The following is a 15,379-nucleotide window of genomic DNA, read 5'->3' as shown; positions in this document are numbered from 1 at the left end:
ATCAGTAGCTTGCGTGGACGGCCAGGAGGAGCACGGCGAGCGCCAGTGGCCAGCCGAGCAGCAGCCGGCGCCACAGCGCCGGACCGTGGCCCAGCTCCATGAAGCGCAGCACGATGAGCCAGGCCTTGCCCAGCGCCAGCAGCAGGATGCTCGCCACCGGCAGCAGCGCGCTGGCGGCGTGGTTGCCGAGCCAGATGCCGGCCAGCGCCAGCGGCACCAGCAACGCCCAGGCCAGGGCCAGCGACCTCATGGCAGCGGCGCCAGCACGTAGACCAGCGGGAACAGCATCACCCACACCAGGTCGACCATGTGCCAGTACAGCGCCCCGGACTCCAGCCCGCCGAGGGCGCCCTGGGCATAGGCGCCGCGCAGGCAGCGCAGGGCCATCCAGCCGAGGATCACCAGGCCCAGCCAGACGTGCAGGAAGTGGAAGCCGGTGACCAGCCAGAACAACGTGAAGAAGGTGCTGTGCTCCAGGTCCAGCCCGCGCTGCGCCAGGTGCAGGTATTCGCCGGCCTTCAGCCAGACGTGCAGCAGCCCGAGCGCCAGCGCCGCCAGCAGCAGGAAGCCGGCGCGGCGCTGGTAGCCGCGGCGCACCAGTTCCACCGCGGCGGCGGCGAGGAAGCCGGCGGTCAGCAGGCTCAGCGTCAGGGCCAGGCCCAGGGACAGGTCCAGCGCCGCGCGGCCGGCGCGGAAGCCCTCGGCATCCAGGCGCTGGGCCACGGCGAAGACCAGGATGAGGATGGCGAAGACGCTCAGCTCGGCGAGGATGAACAGCCACATCGCCAGGTCGCCCGGCAGGCGCCGGGTGCCGGCCAGGGCCTCAGGCGAAGTGGACATCGACCAGGTCCATCAGCGCGGCGACGGTGCCCTCGTCGTCGGACAGCGGCTCGGCCAGCCCGGCGCGGCAGGCTTCGCGCGGCGCCAGCCCGGCGTGGATCAGCCGCGCGGTGAGCACCAGCAGGCGCGTCGAGCAGACTTCCTCCAGCTCCTGCCGCCCCAGGCGGCGCAAGGCCACGCCCAGTTGCGCCAGGCGCTGGGCCAGCTCGCGGTCGACGTTGGCCTCGCGGGCGATGATGCCCGCCTCCACCTCCGCCGCCGGGTAGTCGAAGCGCAGCGCCACGAAGCGCTGGCGGGTGCTCGGCTTCATGCCCTTGAGCAGGTTCTGGTAGCCGGGGTTGTAGGACACCACCAGCATGAAGCCGGGCGGCGCCACCAGCGATTCGCCGGTGCGCTCGATGAACAGCTCGCGGCGGTCGTCCGCCAGCGGGTGCAGCACCACCACCGTGTCCTGGCGCGCCTCGACCACCTCGTCGAGGTAGCAGATGCCGCCCTCGCGCACCGCGCGGGTCAGCGGGCCGTCCTGCCACCAGGTGCCGTCGCTGCCGATCAGGTGGCGGCCGACCAGGTCCGCCGCCGACAGGTCGTCGTGGCAGGCCACGGTGTACAGCGGCCGGCCCAGACGCTGCGCCATGTGCTGGACGAAGCGCGTCTTGCCGCAGCCGGTGGGGCCCTTGATCAGCACCGGCATGCCTTGCGCCGCGGCTTCGCCGAACAGCGTCACCTCGTTGCCGCTGGGCTGATAGAAGAGCGGAAGTTCCTGGGCGGGTGCGTTCATGAGCGGGGGTTCTCCATCGGGTTCCACGGCTTGGCACGCTAGCCAGCGCGACGATCCGCCTCAAGCGCCGCGCCGGAAGTTCTTGATCCCCATCAAGCGTTTGCGCCACGGGCCCCTCCTAGAATCGCAGCCACCGCCGGGGGGACGCCGGCACCTGGATCCGGCGCTGCGGCGCCAAGCCTGCGAGGAAAGAGAACCATGAACAAAGCAATGGCCGTACTGCTGGCCGCCGGGTTGCTGGCACAGGCGCCAGCCTTCGCCAGCAGCGCCGAGGACCTGTTCAAGGCCAAGGCCTGCGTGGCCTGCCACACGCTGGACAAGAAACTGGTGGGCCCGGCCTTCCATGACGTGGCGAAGAAGTACGGCGACCAGTCCGACGGCGTGGCCCACGTGATGCACAGCATCCGCAAGGGCAGCCAGGGCGTCTGGGGCGCGATGCCGATGCCGCCCAACGCCGTCAGCGAGGATGAGGCCAAGACCCTTGCCGAGTGGATAGTCACGCTCAAGTAGTAGTTGTTGCGCAGGGGAGGAAACCCGATGGCCGCCGACCAGGATGCCCACTGTAGTACGGAGCCCGACGCCGGCCGCAAAGGCGCCGTCCGGTGCCTCCATCTGCTGCTGGGCTGGCTGTTGCTACTGGTCGGCCTGGCCGCCCAAGGCGCCGAACTCAGCGACCTGGAGCGCACGCGCATCACCCAGGTGTTCCCCGGCGTCGAGCGCATCGGCGATGCCGAGGGCGAATTCGGCGTGCGCCGTCTGTTCAAGGGTGACGAGCTGCTCGGCTACGCCTTCCAGAGCATCCGCGTCACCCAGATGCCGGCCTATTCCGGCAAGCCGATCAACCTGCAGGTGATCCTCGATCCCCATGCGGTGATCCGCGACGCCTATGTGCTGGAACACCATGAGCCGATCCTGCTGATCGGCATTCCCGTCGAGAAACTGCACGCCTTCACCGCCGGCTATGCCGGCGTGCGGGCCGACCAGCGCGTGGTGGTGGGGCGCTCCAGCGACGCCCGGACGACCACCATCGATGCCGTCGCCGGCGCCACTGTCACAGTCATGGTGGTCAACGAGATCGTCATGCGCGCCGCCCATACCGTGGCGGTGTCCCTGGGGCTGATCGAGGACGGCGGCAGCGTGCGGCCCAAGCCCGCGCAGGTGCGCCTGGACGCCTTCCAGCCGGCGACCTGGGCCGAGCTGACCGGCAACGGCGCGATCCGCCGCCTGCAGCTGAACCGCGGGCAGATCGACGACGCCTTCAAGGGCACCGAGGCCGCCAGCGTCGGCGCGGCCGATGCGGCGCACCGGGCGGACGACTTCATCGACCTCTATACCGCCCTGCTCAACCCGCCAACCGTCGGCCGCAACCTGCTGGGCGAGCGCCAGTATCAGGAGCTGATGGACTCGCTGAAGCCCGGCGAATACGCCATCGCCGTGCTGGGCAACGGCCAGTATTCGTTCAAGGGCTCGGGCTACGTGCGCGGCGGCATCTTCGACCGGGTGCAGTTGCGCCAGTTCGGCGACATCCTCAGCTTCCGCGACCTCGACTACCAGCGCCTGTCCGACGTCTATGCCGAGGGTATGCCGGCCTTCGCCGAGATGGCCGTCTTCATCGTCCGCGCCCAGCACCGCTTCGACCCCGGCACGCCGTGGAACCTGGAGCTGCTGGTGCGCCGCCAGACCGGCCCGGTGGCCAGCCTGTTCACCAGCTTCGCCCTGCCCTACCAGACGCCCGAGGCCTACCTGCTGCGGCCGCAGCCCAGCGCCGAGGAACTGGCGGCCCTGGAAGAGGCCAAGCGCCCCCTGTGGCTGCGCATCTGGTACCAGAAGAGCTTCCAGATCGGCGTGCTGCTCGGCGCCCTGGCGCTGCTCGCCACCATCCTCTTCCTGCAGGACGCCCTGACCCGCCGGCCGCACCTGCTGCACTGGGTGCGCCGCGGCTACCTGGCCTTCACCCTGGTGTTCATCGGCTGGTACTGCCTGGGCCAGCTGTCGGTGGTCAACGTGCTGACCTTCGTCCACGCGCTGTTCGAAGGCTTCCGCTGGGAACTGTTCCTCAGCGACCCCATCCTGTTCATCCTCTGGACCTTCACCGCCGCCAGCGTGCTGCTCTGGGGACGCGGCGTGTTCTGCGGCTGGCTGTGCCCGTTCGGCGCCCTGCAGGAGCTGCTCAACGAGGCCGCGCGCAAGCTGCGGGTGCCGCAGTTCGAGTTGCCCTTCGCGGTCCACGAGCGGCTCTGGGCGATCAAGTACATCATCCTGCTGGCGCTGTTCGGCCTCTCCCTCGAATCGCTCGCCACCGCCGAGCGCGCCGCCGAGGTGGAGCCGTTCAAGACCGCCATCACCCTGGGCTTCGCCCGCCAGTGGGGCTTCGTCGCCTACGCCGGCGGCCTGCTGCTGGTCAACCTGTTCACCCGCAAGGTCTATTGCCGCTACCTCTGCCCGCTCGGCGCGGCCCTGGCCATCCCCGGCAAGGCGCGCCTGTTCGACTGGCTCAAGCGGCGCAAGGAATGCGGCCAGCCCTGCCAACTGTGCGCCCGCGAGTGCGAGATCCAGGCCATTCACCCGGACGGCCGGATCAACGCCAATGAGTGCCACTACTGCCTCGACTGCCAGCTCACCTACCACGACCAGAACAAGTGCCCACCGCTGGTGAACAAGCGCAAGAAACGTAGCAAGCCGGAACCGGCGGACGACGGCGAGCGGATTGCCGTGCGCCAACTCTGAAGCGCCAATTCTGAATAGCAACTTGGGAGGAACGGACATGAACGAGAAGAAACACCCGCAGCCCGAAGACGCCAGCGGCTTCAGCCGCCGCGACTTCCTCGGCGCCTCGGCGGTCACCGGCGCCGCGGCGCTGGTCGGCGCCAGCGCCCTGGGCGGCGCGGTGATCCCGCGCGAGGCCTGGGCCGATACGGTCAAGGCGGCGCAGGCCAAGGCCCACGTCGGCCCCGGCGAGCTGGACGAGTACTACGGCTTCTGGAGCGGCGGCCACTCCGGCGAGGTGCGGGTGATCGGCGTCCCGTCGATGCGCGAGCTGATGCGCATCCCGGTGTTCAACGTCGACTCGGCCACCGGCTGGGGCCTGACCAACGAGAGCAAGCACATCCTCGGCGACAGCGCGCGCTTCCACAACGGCGACTGCCACCACCCGCACATCTCCATGACCGACGGCAAGTACGACGGCAAGTACCTGTTCATCAACGACAAGGCCAACAGCCGCGTCGCGCGCATCCGCCTGGACATCATGAAGTGCGACAGGATCGTCACCATCCCCAACGTCCAGGCCATCCACGGCCTGCGCCTGCAGAAGGTGCCGCACACCAAGTACGTGTTCTGCAACGCCGAGTTCATCATTCCCCACCCCAACGACGGCTCCAGCTTCGACCCCGGCGCGGACAACGCCTTCACCATGTACAACGCCATCGACGCCGAGACCATGGAGGTGGCCTGGCAGGTGATAGTCGACGGCAACCTCGACAACACCGACATGGACTACACCGGCCGCTTCGCCGCCTCCACCTGCTACAACTCGGAGAAGGCGGTGGACCTGGCCGGCATGATGCGCAACGAGCGCGACTGGGTGGTGGTGTTCGACATCCCGCGCATCGAGGCCGAGATCAAGGCCAAGCGCTTCGTCACCCTGGGCGACTCCAAGGTCCCGGTGGTCGACGGCCGCAGGAAAGACGGCAAGGACAGCGTGGTAACGCGCTACATCCCGGTGCCGAAGAACCCCCACGGCCTGAACACCTCGCCGGACGGCAAGTACTTCATCGCCAACGGCAAGCTGTCGCCGACCTGCAGCATGATCGCCATCGACAAACTGCCGGACCTCTTCGCCGGCAAGCTCAAGGACCCGCGCGAGGTCGTAGTCGCCGAGCCGGAGCTGGGCCTGGGCCCGCTGCACACCACCTTCGACGGCCGCGGCAACGCCTACACCACGCTGTTCATCGACAGCCAGCTGGTGAAGTGGAACCTGGAGGACGCGGTGCGCGCCTACAAGGGCGAGAAGGTCGACTACATCCGCCAGAAGCTCGACGTGCACTACCAGCCAGGGCACAACCACGCCTCGCTCTGCGAGACCCGCGAGGCCGACGGCAAGTGGGTGGTGGTGCTGAGCAAGTTCTCCAAGGACCGCTTCCTGCTCACCGGCCCGCTGCACCCGGAGAACGACCAGCTGATCGACATCTCCGGCGACGAGATGCAACTGGTCCACGACGGCCCCACCTTCGCCGAGCCGCACGACTGCATCCTCGCCCGCCGCGACCAGATCAAGCCGCGCAAGATCTGGTCGCGCGACGACCCCTTCTTCGCCCCGACCGTGGCCCGGGCGAAGAAGGACGGCATCGACCTGCTCAAGGACAACAAGGTCATCCGCGACGGCAAGCAGGTGCGCGTGTACATGACTTCCATGGCGCCTACCTACGGGATCACCGAGTTCACCGTGAAGCAGGGCGACGAGGTCACGGTGACCATCACCAACCTCGACGAGATCGAGGACGTGACCCACGGCTTCGTCATGGTCAACCACGGCGTGAGCATGGAGATCAGCCCGCAGCAGACCTCGTCCATCACCTTCGTCGCCGACAGGCCCGGGGTGCACTGGTACTACTGCAGCTGGTTCTGCCATGCCCTGCACATGGAAATGGTCGGCCGCATGCTGGTGGAAAAGGCCTGATACGGGCCGCTGGCGCTGCCGGGCTCGGGGGCCCGGCAGCCGCCACCTGCAAACGCCCCCGGAGGATGCTTCCGCGTGCCCACTTCCCGCGCCTGCCTCGCCCTGCTGCTGACGCTGGCCAGCCCCGCGCTGGCCGCGCTGCAGCCGATCGACGAGCTGCCCCTGCGCGCGGCCGGCGACGGGCTGTGGACGCTGGCGGCCGGCACCTACGCCGGCCGCTTCCTCATCGACCGGCCAATGCGCCTGCGCTGTGAAGACGGCGCCACTTTCGACGGCCAGGGCGAAGGCAGCACCCTCACCGTGCGCAGCGCCGACGTCAGCGTCGAAGGCTGCCGGGTGCGCAACTGGGGCCGCAACCTGACCGACATGGACTCGGCGATCTTCGTCGAGAAGCGCGCCCGCGGCGTGGTCCTGCGCAACAACCGGCTGCAGGGCCCGGGCTTCGGCATCTGGCTCGACGCCAGCGAAGACGCCCAGGTGCTGGACAACCGCATCGAGGGCGATGCGCGGCTGCGCTCCCAGGACCGCGGCAACGGCATCCACCTCTACGCGGTGCGCAACGCCCTGGTGCGCGGCAACCGGGTGCGCCACACCCGCGACGGCATCTACATCGACACCGCCAACGGCAGCGCCATCGAGCACAACCGCCTGGAAGACCTGCGCTACGGCGTGCACTACATGTTCACCAACGACAGCCGGGTGATCGGCAACCTGACCCGCCATACCCGCACCGGCTACGCGCTGATGCAGAGCCGCAAGCTCAGCGTGATCGGCAACCGCTCGGTGGACGACGAGAACTACGGCATCCTGATGAACTACATCACCTACTCGACCCTCGCCGGCAACCGCGTCGAGGGCGTGCGCAGCGGCAGCGGCGTGACCGGCGAAGGCATGATCGCCGGCGCCGAGGGCAAGGCCCTGTTCATCTACAACTCGCTGTACAACCGCATCGAGGGCAACCGCCTGGCCGGCAGCGCCCTGGGCATCCACCTGACCGCGGGCTCGGAGGACAACCGCATCGCCGGCAACGCCTTCGTCGGCAACCGCCGGCAGGTGCTCTACGTGGCCAACCGCACCCAGGAATGGTCGGCCGACGGCCGCGGCAACTACTGGAGCGACTACCTGGGCTGGGACCGCGACGACGACGGCCTGGGCGACGTCTTCTACGAGCCCAACGACAACGTCGACCGCCTGCTGTGGCTGTACCCGCAGGTGCGCCTGCTGCTCGCCAGCCCATCCATCGAACTGCTGCGCTGGGTGCAGCGCGCCTTCCCGGTGACGCGCTCGCCGGGGGTGCGCGACAGCCACCCGCTGATGCGCGAACCGCAAGCGGAGGCGAGCCCATGAAGCTGCTGCAAATAGAAGGCGCGAGCCTGCGCTACGGGGCCTTCACCGCCCTGCACGGGCTCGACCTGGACCTGGCCGCCGGCGAGGTGCTCGGCCTGCTCGGCCACAACGGCGCCGGCAAGACCACCAGCATCAAGCTGATGCTCGGCCTGCTGCGCCCCGACGAAGGCCAGGTGCGGGTGTTCGGGCGCGCTGCCGAAGACCCCGCGGTGCGCCGCCAGCTCGGCTTCCTCCCGGAGAACGTCACCTTCTACCCGCAGCTGACCGGCCGCGAAACCCTGCGCCACTTCGCCCGCCTGAAGGGCGCAGCGCCCGCCGAAGTGGACGCGCTGCTGGAACAGGTGGGCCTGGCCCAGGCCGCCGACCGGCGCCTGAAGACCTACTCCAAGGGCATGCGCCAGCGCCTCGGCCTGGCCCAGGCGATCCTCGGCCGGCCGCGCCTGCTGCTGCTCGACGAGCCCAGCGTGGGCCTCGACCCGCTGGCCACCGTCGAGCTCTACCGCCTGCTCGACCGCCTGCGCAACCAGGGCACCGGGGTCATCCTCTGCTCCCACGTGCTGCCCGGCGTCGAATCCCACATCGACCGCGCCGCCATCCTCGCCAACGGCCGCCTGCTGACCTGCGGCAGCCTGGCCGAGCTGCGCCGCGAAGCCGGCCTGCCGACGCGCATCCGCATCGCCGGCCCGCGCAACGAACGCTGGCTGGCCCACTGGCGCGACAGCGGCTACAGCGTGCGCGCCCTGGACGGCGGGCGCATCGAGCTGCTGGCTGCCGCAGAACGGCAGCGCCGCCTGCTGCAGGCGCTGCTGGAAGAACAGCCCGAGGGCCTGGAGGTGCTGCCGCCCTCGCTGGAGGACCTCTACCTGCACCACATGCAGGGCGCCGCGCGCGCCTGCGGAGAAACAGCATGACGCCGGTCTGGCACATCGCCCGCAAGGAACTGGCCGACGGCCTGCGCAACCGCTGGCTGCTGGCGATCAGCCTGCTGTTCGCCCTGCTCGCCGTGGGCATCGCCTGGTTCGGCGCGGCCACCGCCGGGCAGGTGGGCTTCACCTCGATCCCGGCGACCATGGCCAGCCTCGCAAGCCTGGCCACCATCCTCATGCCGCTGATCGCCCTGCTGCTGGCCTACGACGCCATCGTCGGCGAGGAGGAAGGCGGCACCCTGCTGCTCCTGCTGGCCTACCCGCTGAGCCGCGGCCAGCTGCTGCTGGGCAAGTTCCTCGGCCACGGGCTGATCCTCGCCCTGGCCACCCTGCTCGGCTTCGCCGCCGCCGCGCTGTCCATCGCCGTGCTGGTGGCGGACATCCAGCTGTCGCAGCTGCTGTGGGCCTTCGCCCGCTTCATCCTGTCCTCCACCCTGCTCGGCTGGGCCTTCCTGGCCATGGCCTACGCGCTGAGCAGCCGCGTGAGCGAGAAGTCCACCGCCGCCGGCCTGGCGCTGGGCCTGTGGTTCTTCTTCGTGCTGCTCTTCGACCTGGCCCTGCTGGCCCTGCTGGTGCTCGGCAAGGGCCGCATCAGCCCCGAACTGCTGCCCTGGCTGCTGTTGCTCAACCCCACCGACATCTACCGCCTGATCAACCTCTCCGGCCTCGGCCCGGAGATCGACGGCGTGCTGGTCCTGGGCCGCGACCTGCCGGTGCCCGGCGCCGTGCTCTGGCTGGCCCTGGCGGCCTGGACGCCGGCGGCGCTGGCCCTGGCCTACCGCCTGTTCCGGCGCCGCCCGGCCTGAAAACCCACTCCAAGGAGCCCCCGATGCCGCTGCCCCGCCTCTACCTCGCCGCCGCCCTGTTCAGCCTGCTGCTCGCCGGTTGCGGCGACGGCCGCCAGGACGCCGCCAACCTCGCCCCGGTGCCCTTCCACAATGGCGACGAATGCCACGTCTGCGGCATGCTCATCGACGGCTTCCCCGGGCCCAAGGGCGAGGCCGTGAGCGCCGGCAAGGTGCGCAAGTTCTGCTCCACCGCCGAGCTGCTCGGCTGGTGGCTGCAGCCGGAGAACCGCCACGACGGCCAGCGCCTGTACGTGCACGACATGGCCCGCAGCGACTGGAACCACCCGGACGACCGCCACCTGATCGACGCCACCAGCGCCTACTACGTGGTGGGCATCCAGCGCCCCGGGGCGATGGGCGCCACCCTCGCCTCCTTCGGCAACCAGGCCGACGCCGAGCGCCTGGCCAAGGCCGAAGGCGGCCGCGTGCTGCGCTTCAGCGAGATCGACCAGGCCGTGCTGCAGGGCGTGAGCGGCGACCACGCGCACCGCTGAGCGGCCTAGCCCGGCCGCTGGCCGTGGGCCTCCAGGAAGGCGGTGAAGGCCGCCGGCGCCAGCGGCGGACTGATCAGGTAGCCCTGGATCTCGTCGCAGCGGTGCTGGCGCAGGAAGTCCAGCTGCTCCTGGCGCTCCACGCCCTCGGCCACCACCTTCAGCTCCAGGCTGTGGACCATGGCGATGATGGCGCGGGTGATGGCGGCGTCCTCGCCCTGGGCGGACAGGTCGCGGATGAAGGTCTGGTCGATCTTCACGTAGTCCACCGGGAAGCGCTTGAGGTAGCTGAGCGAGGAATAGCCGGTGCCGAAGTCATCGATGGCCAGCTTCACGCCCATCTCGCGCAGCTGGCGGAAGGTGGTGCTGACGCTCTCGACGTTCTCCAGCAGCTGGCTCTCGGTGATCTCCAGCTCCAGCAGCCGCGGCTCCAGGCCGGTTTCGTCGAGCACGGTGCGCACCAGGCTGACCAGGTTGCCCTGGCGCAGCTGGTGCACCGAGAGGTTCACCGACACCCGCAGCTCGGCCAGGCCGCGGGCCTGCCAGGTGCGCCCCTGGTGGCAGGCGCGGCGCAGCACGAACTCGCCGATGGCGCCGATCAGCCCGGTTTCCTCGGCCAGGGGGATGAAGTCGCCGGGCGGGATCATGCCCTGCAGCGGATGGCGCCAGCGCACCAGGGCCTCGGCGCTGTCCAGGCGGCCATTGGCCAGGTTCAGCTTGGGCTGGTAGTGCACTTCCAGTTGGCCGTCCTCGACAGCCTTGCGCAGCTGCACTTCCAGTTGCAGGCGCTCCAGGGTGCAGGCCTGGAGGTTGTCGGTGAAGAACTGGAAGGTGTTGCCGCCCAGGTGCTTGGCATGCTGCATGGCCATGTTCGCCTGGCTCATCAGCGCGGAAATCTCCCGCGCGTTCTCCGGCAGCAGGCTGATGCCCAGGGAGGCGCTGAGCATCAGCTCCTCGCCGGCGACGCTCATCGGCATGCGCAGGCGCGTCAGCAGGCGGCTGGACAGGCGCGCCAGGGCCGAGAGACTGGAATAGGAATCCACCAGCACGGCGAACTCGTCGGCCGACAGCCGGGCGATGGTGTCCGCCTCCGGCACCGCCTGGGTCAGACGCCGGGCGATCTGCCGCAGCAACTGGTCGCCGACCTCGTGGCCGAGGCTGTCGTTGAGCAGCTTGAAGCGGTCCAGGTCGATCAGCAGCAGGGCCAGGCTGCGCCCGCTGTGCCGCGCGCGCTGGCCGGCATCGTGCAGGCGCTGCTTGAACAGGCCGCGGTTGGCCAGGCCGGTGAGCTCGTCGTAGTGCGACAGGTAGCGCAGGCGCTCCTCGGCGTCGCGGCGCGCGGTGAGGTCGGCGAAGAAGCCCACCACGTGGGACAGCTGGCCGCGGTTGTCGCGCACCATGTTCAGCTGCAGCCATTGCGGATAGGGCTCGCCGTTCTTGCGCGTCTCCAGCAGCTCGCCCTGCCAGCTGCCGGCGCGCTCCAGCTCCTCGCGGATCAGCAGGTACTGGCGGCGCGTCTCGGGGTTGCCGGAAAGGCTCGCGGCGACCTGGCCGATCACCTCTTCCGGGCGGTGCCCGGTGACGCGGCTGAAGGCCTGGTTGACCGCCAGCAGGCGGTAGTCGGCGTCGAGGATGACGATGCCCTCGCTGGCCGCCTCGAACACCGTGGCGGCCAGGCGCTGCTCTTCCTCGCGGCGCTTGCGCGCGCTGACGTCGCAGCGGGTGCCGACCATCCGCGTGACCTTGCCGCGGGCATCGCGGGCCATCACCCGGCCGCGGTCCTCCACCCACACCCAGTGGCCGTCGGCGTGGCGCACGCGGTATTCGACGCGGTAGCCGTCGGTGCGCCCGCGCAGGTGGTCGGCCAGGGCCCGGCGCAGCAGCGGCACGTCGTCCGGGTGCAACAGCGGGCGCAGGTCGGCGCGCATGCTGCGCACCGCGTCCTGGTCGAGGCCGAAGATTTCCCGCAGGCGCGAGTGGTGCACCTCGTCGGTGCGCAGGTTCCAGTCCCACAGCCCCAGCTCGCTGGCCTCCAGGGCCATGGCCAGGCGCGCCTGGCTGTTGCTCAGCTCGACGCTGCCGGCCTCGACCCGCACCTGCAGCTGGTCGCGCGCCTCGCGCAGGGCGCGTTCGGCGCTGCGGCGCTGCTCGACCTCGCGGGCCAGGTCCTGGTTGAGGGCTTCCGCGCGGCCCTTGGCCTGCTCCAGGTGGTCTACCAGCGCAAGGGTCTGGAAGCGCCGCAGCAGGCTGCCCTGGACCAGCCGGTTGACCTGCCAGGCCACCACCAGCAGGGCCGACAGCAGGATCGAGCCGAGCAGCCCCCAGCCCTGCTGCAGGTCGCTGCCCTTGAGCAGCAGGTAGCCGATGGACGGCAGCAGGCAGGGCAAGGCGAAGGTCAGGAAGGCCGGCAGGCTCACCGCGTAGGCGACGCTGGCGGAAAGAATGGCCGCGGCGATCAGGCCGAACACCAGGGCCTGTTGCAGGAAGGCATCCGGCGGCACCAGGGCGATGGCGGCGAAGGCCAGGGTCAGCCCCGAGGCGCCGGCGCCGAAGAGGAACGCCCGCTGCCAGTGCGCTTCGGCCTGGCGCTGCGGCTCGGCGTTGTGGAAGGCGGCGACCTGGATCAGCCGCATCACCGCCAGCAGCACCAGCCACACCAGCCAGCCGGACAGCAGCAGGCCGTCCTGGCTGTGCCAGAGCAGGCCGGCGCAGGCCAGGCCGTTGAGCAGCATGAGCAGGGTCGGCACCCGCGAGCCCTGGTAGAGCAGGCGGGTGCGCTCGATGGCCAGTTCGTGGGCGTATTGCTGGCGGATCTCGGCCTGGCTGAAAGGCGCGGCCGAGGTATCCAGGTATGCGGTCATAGGCGGCTTTTTCTTGTAGGGGTCGGCCTTGGCGTGGCCCGAGCATAACCGAGGCGGCAGGGTCGCCCAAGCTCGGGAAAGCGGCAATATGCCAGCAAATCGCTGAACTTTCGTCGGGCAGGTGCCGGACGGCGCTTTGGTTTGCCGGGCTTTCCCCGCCGTCGGTAGAATGCCGCCCCATGAACGACGACCTCTCCCTCCTGCTCAACTCCCTCAACGACCCGCAGCGCCAGGCCGTGGCCGCGCCGCTGGGCCACCAGCGCGTGCTCGCCGGCGCCGGCTCGGGCAAGACCCGCGTGCTGGTGCACCGCATCGCCTGGCTGATCCAGGTGGAGCACGCCTCGCCCCACAGCATCCTGGCGGTGACCTTCACCAACAAGGCGGCGGCGGAGATGCGCGCGCGCATCGAGCAGTTGCTGGGGATCAACCCGGCGGGCATGTGGGTCGGCACCTTCCACGGCCTGGCCCACCGCCTGCTGCGCGCCCACTGGCGCGAGGCCGGGCTGCCCGAGGGCTTCCAGATCCTCGACAGCGACGACCAGCTGCGCCTGGTCAAGCGCGTGGTGCGCGAACTGGGCCTGGACGAGCAGCGCTGGCCGCCGCGCCAGGCGCAGTGGTTCATCAACGCGCAGAAGGACGAGGGCAACCGCCCGCAGAACATCCAGGCCAGCGGCGACCTCTACCTGGCCACCATGGTCAGCGTCTACCAGGCCTACGAAGAGGCCTGCGCCCGCGCCGGGGTGGTCGACTTCGCCGAGCTGCTGCTGCGCTCGCTGGACCTGTGGCGCAACGACCCCGGCCTGCTGGCGCACTACCAGCGGCGCTTCCGGCACATCCTGGTGGACGAGTTCCAGGACACCAACGCCGTGCAGTACGCCTGGCTGCGCCTGCTGGCCAAGGGCGGCGAGAGCCTGATGGTGGTGGGCGACGACGACCAGTCGATCTACGGCTGGCGCGGGGCGAAGATCGAGAACATCCAGCAGTTCGCCGACGACTTCGCCGGCACCGAGGACATCCGCCTGGAGCAGAACTACCGCTCCACCGCCACCATCCTCAAGGCCGCCAACGCCCTGATCGCCAACAACCACGGGCGCCTGGGCAAGGAACTCTGGACCGACGGGGTGGATGGCGAGCCCATCACCCTCTACGCCGGCTTCAACGAGCACGACGAGGCCCGCTACATCGTCGAGACCATCGAGGACGCCCTGCGTAAGGACGGCCTCAAGCGCAGCGAAATCGCCATCCTCTACCGCTCCAACGCGCAGTCGCGGGTGCTGGAAGAGGCGCTGCTGCGGGAGAAGATCCCCTACCGCATCTACGGCGGCCAGCGCTTCTTCGAGCGCGCCGAGATCAAGAACGCCCTGGCCTACCTGCGGCTGATCCGCCTGCGCGACGACGACGCCGCGCTGGAACGGGTGGTCAACATCCCGCCGCGCGGCATCGGCGAGAAGACCGTCGAAGCCATCCGCAACGCCGCGCGGCTGAACGGCACCTCCATGTGGCGCGCGATCAACGACGTGATCGCCGCCAAAGCCGTGACCGGCCGCGCCGCCAGCGCGCTCAACGGCTTCCTCGAGACCGTCGACCTGCTGGCCCAGCAGGTCGAGGGCATGCCGCTGCACCAGATGACCCAGACGGTCATCGAGCAGTCCGGGCTGATCAGCTACCACAAGGAAGAAAAGGGCGAGAAGGGCCAGGCCCGGGTGGAGAACCTGGAGGAACTGGTCAGCGCCGCCCGCGCCTTCGAGAACCCCGAGGACGAGGACATCCCGCCGCTGGTGGCCTTCCTCGACCACACCGCGCTGGAGGCCGGCGACACCCAGGCCGACGCCTTCGAGGACAGCGTGCAGCTGATGACCCTGCACAGCGCCAAGGGCCTGGAGTTCCCCCTGGTGTTCCTGGCCGGCATGGAAGAAGGCCTGTTCCCGCACAAGATGAGCCTGGAGGAACCCGGCCGCCTGGAAGAGGAACGCCGCCTGGCCTACGTCGGCATCACCCGCGCCATGCAGCGCCTGGTGCTGACCTACGCCGAGACGCGCCGCCTGTACGGCAGCGAGACCTACAACAAGGTCTCGCGCTTCGTCCGCGAAATCCCGCCGGGCCTGATCCAGGAAGTGCGCCTGTCCAACTCGGTGAGCCGGCCGCTGTCCGGCAACCAGCGCAGCGGCAGCCTGTTCAGCGGCGCCGGCGTGCCGGAAACCCCCTTCGCCCTCGGCCAGTCGGTACGTCACCCGCTGTTCGGCGACGGCGTGATCCTCAACTTCGAAGGCTCCGGCGCCCAGGCCCGAGTGCAGGTGAACTTCGACAGCGAAGGCAGCAAGTGGCTGATGCTCGGCTACGCCAAGCTGGAGGCGGTGTAGAGCCCCCTCCCCCAACGCCAGGCATCACCTGTAGGAGCGGACTCCGTCCGCGATTTCGCGCGCAGGGCGCGCTCCTACAGGGGAGTGGCGCGGGTGGCGCAGCGTAGGAGCGGATCTCATCCGCGAATCGCGCCGAGACATCCGGCTATCGCGGACAAGGTCCGCTCCTACGCTATCCCCATACCTGTAGGAGCGGGCCCTGCCCGCGAATCGCGCGCAGGGCGCGCTCCTACAGGGGAGTGGCGCGGGT

At 69.7% G+C, this 15,379-nt stretch carries 12 protein-coding genes; 8 read left to right on the top strand and 4 right to left on the bottom strand.

All coding sequences use genetic code 11. The features are described from left to right. Position 1: 1 nt before the first annotated feature. Genes RN02_RS11835 through RN02_RS11825 form a run of 3 tightly spaced genes read right to left on the bottom strand, consistent with a single transcriptional unit; the run spans position 2 to position 1,618 of the window. Complete coding sequence (locus tag RN02_RS11835; protein ID WP_009614890.1) at positions 2-250, bottom strand: cytochrome C oxidase subunit IV family protein; 249 nt, start codon at positions 248-250, stop codon at positions 2-4. Then, on the bottom strand, positions 247-840 hold the full coding sequence (locus RN02_RS11830) for a cytochrome c oxidase subunit 3 (RefSeq protein ID WP_043314683.1): 594 nt from the start codon (positions 838-840) through the stop codon (positions 247-249). Before RN02_RS11830 ends, RN02_RS11835 begins: the two co-directional genes overlap by 4 nt. Next, positions 824-1,618 carry a CbbQ/NirQ/NorQ/GpvN family protein gene (locus tag RN02_RS11825; protein ID WP_009614887.1) on the bottom strand — a complete coding sequence of 265 codons (795 nt, stop codon included), beginning with the start codon at positions 1,616-1,618 and terminating at the stop codon, positions 824-826. Before RN02_RS11825 ends, RN02_RS11830 begins: the two co-directional genes overlap by 17 nt. Before the next feature lie 198 nt (positions 1,619-1,816). Here RN02_RS11825 and RN02_RS11820 point away from each other — a divergent pair, with 198 nt between their 5' ends. The 7 genes from RN02_RS11820 (at position 1,817) to RN02_RS11790 (ending at position 9,911) form a co-directional block, all read left to right on the top strand. Next, a complete protein-coding gene (locus RN02_RS11820) occupies positions 1,817-2,128 on the top strand; it encodes a c-type cytochrome (protein ID WP_009614885.1) in 312 nt (103 codons plus the stop codon). A gap of 117 nt (positions 2,129-2,245) precedes the next feature. Then, complete coding sequence (gene nosR / locus RN02_RS11815) at positions 2,246-4,345, top strand: transcriptional regulator NosR (RefSeq protein ID WP_043314710.1); 2,100 nt, start codon at positions 2,246-2,248, stop codon at positions 4,343-4,345. A 37-nt stretch (positions 4,346-4,382) separates the two neighbouring features. Beyond that, complete coding sequence (gene nosZ / locus RN02_RS11810; RefSeq protein WP_009614880.1) at positions 4,383-6,296, top strand: TAT-dependent nitrous-oxide reductase; 1,914 nt, start codon at positions 4,383-4,385, stop codon at positions 6,294-6,296. A gap of 75 nt (positions 6,297-6,371) precedes the next feature. Further along, the gene (locus RN02_RS11805) at positions 6,372-7,643 is read left to right on the top strand and encodes a nitrous oxide reductase family maturation protein NosD (protein ID WP_043314682.1); all 1,272 of its coding nucleotides are present in this window, start codon (positions 6,372-6,374) and stop codon (positions 7,641-7,643) included. Continuing rightward, on the top strand, positions 7,640-8,554 hold the full coding sequence (locus RN02_RS11800) for an ABC transporter ATP-binding protein (RefSeq protein WP_043314680.1): 915 nt from the start codon (positions 7,640-7,642) through the stop codon (positions 8,552-8,554). Before RN02_RS11805 ends, RN02_RS11800 begins: the two co-directional genes overlap by 4 nt. Next, on the top strand, positions 8,551-9,375 hold the full coding sequence (locus tag RN02_RS11795) for an ABC transporter permease (protein WP_009614874.1): 825 nt from the start codon (positions 8,551-8,553) through the stop codon (positions 9,373-9,375). Before RN02_RS11800 ends, RN02_RS11795 begins: the two co-directional genes overlap by 4 nt. Positions 9,376-9,398: 23 nt before the next feature. Further along, positions 9,399-9,911: a nitrous oxide reductase accessory protein NosL gene (locus tag RN02_RS11790; RefSeq protein WP_043314677.1), complete on the top strand. Its 513-nt coding sequence runs from the start codon at positions 9,399-9,401 to the stop codon at positions 9,909-9,911. A gap of 5 nt (positions 9,912-9,916) precedes the next feature. On the opposite strand, the gene RN02_RS11785 is transcribed toward RN02_RS11790, so the two are convergent. Then, complete coding sequence (locus RN02_RS11785; RefSeq protein WP_043314674.1) at positions 9,917-12,769, bottom strand: EAL domain-containing protein; 2,853 nt, start codon at positions 12,767-12,769, stop codon at positions 9,917-9,919. A 179-nt stretch (positions 12,770-12,948) separates the two neighbouring features. Here RN02_RS11785 and uvrD point away from each other — a divergent pair, with 179 nt between their 5' ends. Beyond that, complete coding sequence (gene uvrD / locus RN02_RS11780) at positions 12,949-15,129, top strand: DNA helicase II (protein ID WP_043269815.1); 2,181 nt, start codon at positions 12,949-12,951, stop codon at positions 15,127-15,129. The last annotated feature ends 250 nt before the right edge of the window (positions 15,130-15,379 follow it).

The organism is Pseudomonas sp. PI1, assembly GCF_000812405.1.
Lineage (GTDB): Bacteria > Pseudomonadota > Gammaproteobacteria > Pseudomonadales > Pseudomonadaceae > Pseudomonas > Pseudomonas citronellolis.
The sequence above is the reverse complement of the archived record's forward strand: the minus strand, read 5'-3'. Positions and strand labels throughout refer to the sequence as shown.

Coding starts and splice junctions, on each gene's coding strand:
- RN02_RS11835 (WP_009614890.1), bottom strand. CDS start 250: ATGAGGTCGCTGGCCCTGGCCTGGGCGTTGCTGGTGCCGCTGGCGCTG.
- RN02_RS11830 (WP_043314683.1), bottom strand. CDS start 840: ATGTCCACTTCGCCTGAGGCCCTGGCCGGCACCCGGCGCCTGCCGGGC.
- RN02_RS11825 (WP_009614887.1), bottom strand. CDS start 1,618: ATGAACGCACCCGCCCAGGAACTTCCGCTCTTCTATCAGCCCAGCGGC.
- RN02_RS11820 (WP_009614885.1), top strand. CDS start 1,817: ATGAACAAAGCAATGGCCGTACTGCTGGCCGCCGGGTTGCTGGCACAG.
- nosZ (WP_009614880.1), top strand. CDS start 4,383: ATGAACGAGAAGAAACACCCGCAGCCCGAAGACGCCAGCGGCTTCAGC.
- RN02_RS11800 (WP_043314680.1), top strand. CDS start 7,640: ATGAAGCTGCTGCAAATAGAAGGCGCGAGCCTGCGCTACGGGGCCTTC.
- RN02_RS11795 (WP_009614874.1), top strand. CDS start 8,551: ATGACGCCGGTCTGGCACATCGCCCGCAAGGAACTGGCCGACGGCCTG.
- RN02_RS11790 (WP_043314677.1), top strand. CDS start 9,399: ATGCCGCTGCCCCGCCTCTACCTCGCCGCCGCCCTGTTCAGCCTGCTG.
- RN02_RS11785 (WP_043314674.1), bottom strand. CDS start 12,769: ATGACCGCATACCTGGATACCTCGGCCGCGCCTTTCAGCCAGGCCGAG.
- uvrD (WP_043269815.1), top strand. CDS start 12,949: ATGAACGACGACCTCTCCCTCCTGCTCAACTCCCTCAACGACCCGCAG.